The organism is Pseudoalteromonas sp. 19-MNA-CIBAN-0066 (assembly GCF_040308705.1).
GTDB classification, from domain to species: domain Bacteria; phylum Pseudomonadota; class Gammaproteobacteria; order Enterobacterales; family Alteromonadaceae; genus Pseudoalteromonas; species Pseudoalteromonas nigrifaciens.
Genome location: NZ_JBEONZ010000064.1, coordinates 1 through 8875, shown reverse-complemented (window position 1 = coordinate 8875; position 8875 = coordinate 1). Strand labels below are relative to the sequence as shown.

Annotated in this window: 9 protein-coding genes; 3 read left to right on the top strand and 6 right to left on the bottom strand. The window is 42.6% G+C overall.

All coding sequences use genetic code 11. The features are described 5' to 3' along the window. Positions 1 to 136: 136 nt before the first annotated feature. Positions 137 to 1054, bottom strand: a complete 918-nt coding sequence (locus tag AAEZ18_RS17855) for a cation diffusion facilitator family transporter (protein WP_306287572.1) — start codon at positions 1052 to 1054, stop codon at positions 137 to 139. A gap of 110 nt (positions 1055 to 1164) precedes the next feature. Between AAEZ18_RS17855 and trmL the strand changes: the two genes are divergently transcribed. Continuing rightward, the gene (gene trmL, locus AAEZ18_RS17850; protein ID WP_011327082.1) at positions 1165 to 1629 is read left to right on the top strand and encodes a tRNA (uridine(34)/cytosine(34)/5-carboxymethylaminomethyluridine(34)-2'-O)-methyltransferase TrmL; all 465 of its coding nucleotides are present in this window, start codon (positions 1165 to 1167) and stop codon (positions 1627 to 1629) included. A 188-nt stretch (positions 1630 to 1817) separates the two neighbouring features. Here the strand turns inward: trmL and gpsA are convergent, their stop codons facing one another. Genes gpsA through AAEZ18_RS17830 form a run of 4 tightly spaced genes read right to left on the bottom strand, consistent with a single transcriptional unit; the run spans position 1818 to position 4078 of the window. Further along, positions 1818 to 2825: an NAD(P)H-dependent glycerol-3-phosphate dehydrogenase gene (gene gpsA / locus AAEZ18_RS17845; RefSeq protein ID WP_350595425.1), complete on the bottom strand. Its 1008-nt coding sequence runs from the start codon at positions 2823 to 2825 to the stop codon at positions 1818 to 1820. A gap of 3 nt (positions 2826 to 2828) precedes the next feature. Continuing rightward, positions 2829 to 3317 (bottom strand): protein-export chaperone SecB, encoded by a 489-nt coding sequence (gene secB / locus AAEZ18_RS17840; RefSeq protein ID WP_011327080.1) that lies wholly within the window; start codon positions 3315 to 3317, stop codon positions 2829 to 2831. A 40-nt stretch (positions 3318 to 3357) separates the two neighbouring features. Continuing rightward, the gene (grxC, locus tag AAEZ18_RS17835) at positions 3358 to 3615 is read right to left on the bottom strand and encodes a glutaredoxin 3 (RefSeq protein ID WP_086996610.1); all 258 of its coding nucleotides are present in this window, start codon (positions 3613 to 3615) and stop codon (positions 3358 to 3360) included. 31 nt (positions 3616 to 3646) lie between these two features. After that, positions 3647 to 4078, bottom strand: coding sequence for a rhodanese-like domain-containing protein (locus tag AAEZ18_RS17830; protein ID WP_058372459.1), 432 nt, complete (start codon positions 4076 to 4078; stop codon positions 3647 to 3649). 628 nt (positions 4079 to 4706) lie between these two features. Here AAEZ18_RS17830 and gpmM point away from each other — a divergent pair. Further along, positions 4707 to 6251 carry a 2,3-bisphosphoglycerate-independent phosphoglycerate mutase gene (gene gpmM, locus AAEZ18_RS17825; RefSeq protein WP_086996613.1) on the top strand — a complete coding sequence of 515 codons (1545 nt, stop codon included), beginning with the start codon at positions 4707 to 4709 and terminating at the stop codon, positions 6249 to 6251. Positions 6252 to 6254: 3 nt separating this feature from the next. Beyond that, entirely contained in the window at positions 6255 to 7397 is a 1143-nt protein-coding gene (locus AAEZ18_RS17820) for a murein hydrolase activator EnvC family protein (RefSeq protein WP_086996616.1), read from the top strand. 98 nt (positions 7398 to 7495) lie between these two features. Here the strand turns inward: AAEZ18_RS17820 and AAEZ18_RS17815 are convergent, their stop codons facing one another. Further along, positions 7496 to 8722 (bottom strand): RNA-guided endonuclease InsQ/TnpB family protein, encoded by a 1227-nt coding sequence (locus AAEZ18_RS17815; RefSeq protein ID WP_350595422.1) that lies wholly within the window; start codon positions 8720 to 8722, stop codon positions 7496 to 7498. Between the last annotated feature and the right edge of the window lie 153 nt (positions 8723 to 8875).

Sequence of the window (8875 nt, the reverse complement as noted above, 5' to 3'; positions counted from 1 at the left end):
CAGCCTAAAAAGGTAGCTTAGGCTTTCTTTTTGAAACTCCTTCAAAACGCGCAGCGTTTAGTGGGAGTTGTTCATGGCAAAGGTATCAGGTTAAATCCGGTGTTTGCTTGGTTTTAACCTGAGATACCAGCTTTGCTTACGGCTCAGTTACTGCGGCTCCCTCAGTGTCACTCAGTTCCACGGAAGACAAAGGGTCTAGATGAATTAGAATATCAACTTCTGACTCAAATTCTTTAGTGATCATTGCCTCTACTTCATCGGCTACATTGTGCGCGCGAATTAAGCTTAGGTGATCATCTAGCTCTAAATGCAGTTGAATAAACTTAACTTTGCCACCTTGTCGGGTACGAACACCGTGTACACCGCGCACATCGATATGGCTTTTCGATACATCTAAAATACGTTGTTTTTCTTCGTCTGGCAGCTCTTTGTCCATTAAGTGATCTGCGCTATCTCGGGCTATATCCCAGCTGTTATAAAGTAGGTAACCGGCAACGCCAACTGCAAAAATAGGGTCGGCGTACAACACACCATAATACGAGAGTAAAATAGCCAGTAGTACCGCAGCATTTAAAATCAAGTCACCTTTGTAATGTACTGAGTCGGCCTTTATTGCAATAGATTCGGTATGTTTAACTACTTTATTTTGTACAAATACAATCACTAATGTACAGGCAATGGCAAAAATACTTACCCATACACCTAACAATGAATGAGTGAGCTCTAAAGGATTAAACAAGCGCTCTATACTATGAAACGCTAATAAACAGCCAGAACCTGCAATAAATGCGGCCTGCCCTAACCCGGCAAGCGCTTCGGCTTTGCCGTGACCAAAACGGTGGTCGTCATCGGCGGGGCGCAGCGCATAACCTAATACTAAAAAACTCATAGCTGTGGCGGTAATATCCATGAGTGAATCGGTTAATGAGCCCAGCATTGACGCTGAACCCGAGGCAAGCCATGCCCAGGTTTTAGCTGCAATCATTAAGCTCACCATGACCATAGTGACTAAACTAGAGGTTTTTACCCAAAATTCGTAACTGCGATTATGCACGTATTTATCCGTTAATATGTGTATTGAATAAAGTGAGTATATCAGTTTTTTACACGCTTTCTGTGTATACTGCAAATCGTTAAATTACTGACTATTTTATAAGGCTCGTTATGCTGGATATTGTTTTATACCAACCTGAAATCCCACCGAATACGGGTAATATTATTCGCTTATGTGCAAATACGGGCTATTCGCTACATTTAATTGAGCCACTTGGCTTTGCATGGGATGACAAACGAATAAAACGTGCCGGCCTTGATTATCATGAATTTAGCCATGTACAGCGCCATGCTTCGTTTGAAGCTTACCTAGAAGCATGCAAGCCTAAAAAAATATACGCTTGCACCACTAAAGGTAGCCAATTTCATCATCAGGCACAATACGAGGCCGGCGACTGTTTAGTATTTGGCCCTGAAACGCGCGGCCTTCCGGATGAGCTAATTCAATCGCTTCCAAACGAGCAACGGGTACGCATTCCGATGCAAGCCAATAGCCGCAGTATGAACTTATCTAACGCGGTTTCGGTGTTTGTGTATGAATCGTGGCGCCAGCTTGGGTTTCCGGGCGCGAAGTAAGAAGTAAATAGTTTTAGGCGCAAGGTTTAGGTAAGTGATACAAACCAAGCGCCTAACTTGTAGGTGGGAGCTTACCTCGCGCAGGTTTAAAGCTTAACCTGCGCGACATTAAGCCCGCCTACGGTTTAAAAAAACACCGAGCTAGGCTAATGTCTACCTAAAACCTAGCTTTAATGAAAGCTGCCCTTTTATTCTGAGCGCTGCTCTCGGCCTAATAAAGCCATAGCCGCTTCTTTCATGTCTTTATTTTCGTACAGTACTTTATAGATTTGCTCGGTGATTGGCATTTCTACACCGCTGCGCTGCGCTAATAAATACACTTCTTTGGTGTTTCTAAAGCCTTCGACCACTTGGCCTATAGACTCTATTGCAGCCTCTACGCTTTCGCCTTTACCTAACGCTAAACCAAAGCGACGATTACGCGATTGGTTATCTGTGCAGGTTAAAATTAAATCGCCTAACCCGGCCATACCCATAAAGGTTTCAGGTTTTGCACCCAGTGCACACCCTAAACGCGACAACTCTGCTAAACCACGAGTAATAAGCGCGGTACGAGCATTTGCACCAAACCCCACTCCATCAGAAATTCCTGCACCAATAGCAATCACGTTTTTAACCGCACCACCTAGCTGTATGCCAATAAAATCATCATTGTTGTACACTCTAAATGAGCGACCGCAATGCAGTAAATCAGCTAACTGCTTGGCAAATTCTGTAGAGGTGGATGAAACCGAAATAGCAGTAGGCGATCCCATGGCCATTTCTTTAGCAAATGTTGGCCCCGAAAGCACCGCTAATGGAATTGCATCGCCAAGCTCTTGCACTGCAACTTCTTGTAATAAGCGCCCGGTATTTGGCTCTAGCCCTTTCGTTGCCCACGCAACTTTTGCGCCTTGCTGTAAAGCTGGTTTAATTTGCTTTAAAGTGTCGCCAAATGCATGGCTAGGTACAACCACTAACACTATTTCATTACTTGCAGCAGCACGTTGTAAGTCGGCTTCAAGAGATAAAGTGTCGGGAAAAGGAATATCAGGTAAGTAACGTTGATTTTTTCGCTCAGCTGCAAGCGTGGCAACGTCGTCGCTATTGCGACCCCAAAGTGTCACTTGGTGACCATTTCGGGCTAAGCAAATAGCAAGGGCGGTGCCATAAGACCCCGCCCCCAATACAGTAACAGCTGAAGTTGCTGTACTCATAATTTATGCGTCTACTGATGCCTGCTCAGCTTGCGCTGTGCGTTGTTGCATGTATTGTGCAAATAATGCGTCAAAGTTAACTGGCGCAAGGTTAAGCTGTGGAAAAGTACCACGGTTAACAAGGTTAGAAACTGCTTCACGCGCATATGGAAACAATACGTTAGGGCAAAATGCACCAAGCATATGAGCAAGTTGTGTTTCTTCAACGTCAGCAATAGTAAAAATACCTGCTTGTTGAATTTCACATAAAAAGGCCGTTTCTTCGCCAATAGATGCAGTCACTGTTAGTGCTAAAACCACTTCAAATACACCTTCGTCTAACTTATTAGAGCGAGTGTCTAGGTCTAACTTAACTTCTGGTGTCCATTCTTTTTGAAAAATAGCTGGAGAGTTTGGCGTTTCAAACGACACGTCTTTTGTGTAAATACGTTGAATAGTAAATTGTGCGCCAGTTTCTTGTTGTGCTGCTGCGTTTTGCGTTTCTTCGTTCATTGTAATCCTTAACCTGTTCGTTATTATAATTAGTTAAAATTTAAGCGTTTAGCTTTTTATCAAGCTGGCCTTGTGCTTCTATTGCCATCATGTCGTCGCAGCCACCTATATGCTCATCATTAATAAAGATTTGCGGTACCGTGCTTGCGCCGCCTGCTTTGGCGATCATTTCATCACGCAGTTCAGGCTGTACACCAATATCAAAGTTTGTGTATTGCACGCCTTTACTGTCTAAAAGTGCACGAGCACGTTGACAAAAAGGGCAATACGCTTTGGTGTATAAAACAACATTACTCATAATATATCCTCTATCGGACTACTAATATTTATTAGCGACCGGTTGTAGTTGGTAAGCTCGCAGATTGCCACGCGCCCATACCACCAGATAACACACTTACCTGCTCAAAACCCGCTTTATGCATAGCGGTTGCAGTTCCTGAAGCGGTCATGCCTGTAGTACATACCAATATAATGGGTTTGCTCTTATACTTTTCAAGGCTTGAAAAGTCAGATTTTTTCGCATTTTCAGGGCTTAAATGCTGAGCACCGGCAATATGCCCGGTGTTAAACTCTTTTTGCGCACGCATATCAATAACTTGACCGTCTTCACGGTTGATAAGGAGTGTTAACTGCTGCGGGTTTATTTGGCGCACTGCTGAGAGTTTACTTTTGATCCAACCACTAACAATAAGAAACACAATACCCACCCAAGCTGCACTTAAGATTGGGTGATTGGTGATAAATTCAATATATTGATCCATTCGACATCCACTATAAAATTACATCCTAAAACGTGATGTTTTAGCTATTTTTTCGTTCAATACCAATTGCATTAACTCTATAAGCAAGTATAACAAGAGGTAAGCTACTCACAAACAACATAAAATTTAAACAGGAGTACTCACTTCTGTAAAGATTTTAAACACAATATATACCTAATTTACCTTACTCGCATACACAGCGCTTTAATAAAGTTGGTATTATACCAATTGCATTAAATTAATGGGCTATTAAAGCGTCAATATAATGGGTCAATAACAAGTAAAAAATGATGATATATAGTTGTTCTATATGAGTTATTTTTAACGCAGTTAGTGAGCTATTTAATCCGCTAAAATGTGCATGTTTTTAATAAAATTGGTATTAGCTGCGCAAGTATACCCAAATCAGCTAAAAATGCGAGTTAAGGCAAAGCATAATACGCTTTTACGAGGTGCTTTTAGTAAGAACAAAGTAATAGCTTGCTGTTAATTTTTAGCAAGATATTAAAAAGTTTTAATATCTTGTTTTGATTGCTGATCCTAGCTATAAAACACGGTATGCTTAGCATCAGCATGTTAGCGGTAATGTTAGCGTGTTTTATCGCAACGTTAACCTTGAGGAGTGACTATGTCAGAGCATAAAAAACCACTGGTATTAATGATTTTAGATGGCTGGGGATACCGCGAAGATGAGCAAAGTAATGCGATTCTGGCTGCAAATACCCCTGTATTAGATGAATTATGGGCCACCCGCCCGCGCACATTAATTTCAGCTTCGGGTTTTGATGTAGGCCTTCCTGATGGTCAAATGGGCAACTCTGAAGTTGGCCACGTTAATTTAGGCGCAGGACGCGTTGTTTATCAAGACTTTACCCGTATAACAAAAGCGATAAACGATGGCGAGTTTGACTCTACCCCTGCACTAGTCGATAACATAGATAAAGCCGTAAGTGCCGATAAAGCCGTGCACATTATGGGGCTATTAAGCCCAGGCGGCGTACACAGCCACGAAGATCATATTGTGGCAAGTATTGAACTTGCTGCAAAACGCGGCGCAAAAGAGGTGTACTTTCATGGCTTTTTAGATGGCCGCGACACGCCTCCACGCAGTGCTAAAGCTTCTATTGAACGCATTGAAGCAGTATTTGCAAAGCTACAATGTGGCCGCTTAGCATCGCTAATTGGCCGTTATTACGCAATGGACAGAGACAACCGCTGGAACCGCGTAGAAAAAGCCTATAACTTACTTACGTTAGCACAAGGCGACTTTAGCTACCCGACTGGCGTAAGCGCACTTGAAGCAGCTTATGAGCGCGACGAAAACGATGAGTTTGTAGCCGCAAGCACCATTACACCAACAGGCGCAGAGCCGGTACAAATTAACGATGGCGACACGGTTATATTTGCTAACTTTAGAGCCGATCGCGCCCGTGAAATTACACGTGCATTTGTTGAGCCTAACTTTAACGGTTTTGCCAAACAAAAGTCACCTGCCCTTAGCGCATTTGTAATGATGACCGAATACGCTGCAGATATAGACGCCCCAGTTGCATTTGGCCCTACGCCACTGGTAAACGTACTTGGCGAATGGTTTGAAAAACACGGTAAAACTCAACTACGTATTTCTGAAACTGAAAAATATGCTCACGTAACGTTTTTCTTTAGTGGTGGCCGCGAAGACGAATTTAACGGTGAAACCCGCGAACTTATTCCTTCACCTCAAGTTGCAACCTACGATTTGCAGCCCGAAATGAACTCAGAAATGCTTACCGACAAACTCGTTGCGGCAATTAAAAGTGGTAAATACGACGCTATTATTTGTAACTACCCTAACGGCGATATGGTGGGTCACTCAGGTGTATTTGCAGCAGCAGTTAAAGCCTGCGAAGCAGTTGATCACTGTATTGGCCGCGTAGTAGCAGCACTTAACGAATATGGCGGTGAAGCGCTTATTACTGCCGACCATGGTAATGCTGAGCAAATGGCCAACCTTAAAACAGGCCAAGCCCATACTGCACATACTAGCGAGCCAGTGCCATTTATTTACGTTGGGCGCGATGCAACACCTTCTGAGGGTAAAGCTCTTAGCGATGTAGCGCCTACTATGCTGCACTTAATGGGCATGGAGCAGCCAACTGAAATGACAGGCAAACCTATCATGACGTTGAAATAATCTATGCATACACGTATTAATAGCGTTACTAAGCTAATTTTAATACTGACTTTTTTAGCGACTGCAACTGCAGTCGCTAATGAAGATCGTACCAAAAAAGATCTCAGCGAAGTACAAACGGCACTTAAACAAAGCCAATCTGAATACAACGCACAACGCAAAAAAATTGCCAACCTACAAAAAAATCTACAACAGCACGAACTCGACATAGCTAAAAACGCCAAAGCCCTAAATATGGCTGAGCAGTCGATTAAAAAAACCGAACAACAGCAACAACTGCAACAGCAAAAAGCCGATCAACTCGAACAACAACATGCACAGTTTCAACACGCATTAGCTGCGCAACTTAAAAGTGCTTATATGGCCGGTGGCGACGATGACTATGCAAAAATGCTGCTCAATCAAGAAGACACTGCTAAGTTTGAGCGCACTCTAAGCTATTATAATTATTTAAATAAAGCCCGTATTGAACAACTCGAAGAGCTAAAAGCGCTGCAGTTACAAATAGCGCAAAACCAGGCTGAACTGGCTAAAACAAAGCAAAAACTAGTCAACCTGCATGATGAACAAAAAAGACGCCAAACCGCATTAGTTAGTGCTCAAAGCGAACGCCAAGCCAATTTAAAAAATTTACAGACACAGCTAAACAGCACCAAAAGTTCAATTAACTATTTAAAAGAAAACCAACAAACGCTTATCACAACTATTGAAGAGCTAGAGAAAGAAAAAAATAAAAAAGTTGAATTACTCGGCCTCAATAACAGCAAAGGCAAGCTTAACTGGCCAAGCCGAGGTAAGTTAGAACACACTTTTGGACAACGAAAACACGGTGGAATTGACTGGAAAGGCGTATTAATTGGCGCAAAAGAAGGCAGCAATATTAACAGTGTTCATAACGGCCAAGTGGTATTTGCCGATTGGTTAAAGGGCTACGGCTGGGTAATTGTAGTTGACCATGGTGAGGGCTTTATGAGCCTTTACGGCCATGCACAAACCTTATTGAAAGATGTTGGTGACATGGTAAGAGAAGGCGAAACGGTAGCGCTAGTTGGCCAAAGCGGCGGGCAGACAAGTTCTGGTCTATACTTTGAAATGCGCCATAAAGGGCGTGCAGTAAATCCTGAAAAATGGTGCAAACGCATTTAGCAAATACCAATCTTATTAAAAATATGCCATTGGTGTGAACTACCCACCGACGCCACTACGTGTCGATCAATGGGCTTCTACAGTCTAGCTTATGAATGCTAGGCTGCTTCTTTTTTCTCAGATCCAACAGCAAACTTCGATAGCTCGAAGACTTTCATTTTATTAGCTGCTTTCTGCTGAGATGTGGGGGCTACCCTTGCGACGATCCCAGCCGCAATCAAATCTAATTCACCTGTTTTTGCTATGCTTTTAGCTGCTGACAAGTCTCGGTTTTGGTAAGTTTCACAAGCCGTACATGTGAAATTTCTATCGTTCAATGTTAAAACATGGTGCTGGCCGCATTCTGCGCAAATCCCAGTCGATTTTTCAAATCGACCAATTTCATGATAGAGCTTGCCTGCAAGCTCAGCCTTGTATTTTGAAAGCTGAGTTATCAGAGCCATCACATTGTCCGCTACCATGCTGCCATTGAACTTTTGCATCGCTTTTACGTTTAAATCTTCAAACACTAAAATATCATTTTCATTGGTTATCTGTCGTGAAATTTTATGTGCAAAGTCGAGCCTTTGCCGTGAGATCTTACCGTGTAATTTATTGATGCGTTGTTTGGTTTTGTGCCAGCGACTTGAACCTTTAGTTCGGCGGGCAAGCTGGCGTTGCAATTGATTTAACTTTGTTTTTGACTGCTTTAAAAACTTGGGATTGTCGGCCACGTAGCCGTTCGAGCCAACTACCGTTTGCTTTGAGTTAATGTCAAAACCTGTGATTGTTTTTAAAACGCGAAGCGCTGTTTTGCACTCCACTTCTTGAGTAATACTGCATTCCCATTTACCGTGGCGAAACTGAACAGTTACCGTTTTGATTTTGCTAGCCAGTTCGCGATGTAAAATGATAGGCACTTTACCAACTTTTGGAATACTGATAGTGCCATTTTCAATGCGGATGCAATTAGAATTGTTTACCGCTCGAAATGAATCATTGTGAAGCTTTTTCTTTTTGTATGAAATCTTGTGTTTTGGGAAACGTTGTAAGCGCCCCTTAGAAAACGCATTTTTCATTGCCGTTTCTAAATCACGAGCAACTTGCTGAGCTGCTGCCGAGTCAAAAGACTTAATCCACGTAAACTCTTCAAAAGGCTTTATTTCCTTAAGAAGCGAGGCCATATCATTGTAGAACAAGAATGTTTTATCGAACTCATATCGACGCATATTTTCAGACAACAACAAGTTCCAAATGCCACGCGCTGTCGCGCCAAACTCAACGAGTTTAGCTTCTTGCTCTGGCGTAGGATTTAGTCTGTAATTGTATCTAAGCGTCTTTTTCATATACTGTATAGACTACTGTATGGAAATGAGTTGTCAAGATGGAATATGAGACTAAATCACACTGCACTACCATTCTCATCAAGAACAGGGCTAGTTATTCCGATTCATCCCACCGACGCCGCTTCGCGTCGATCAATGGGTTTTCTCGGAAGG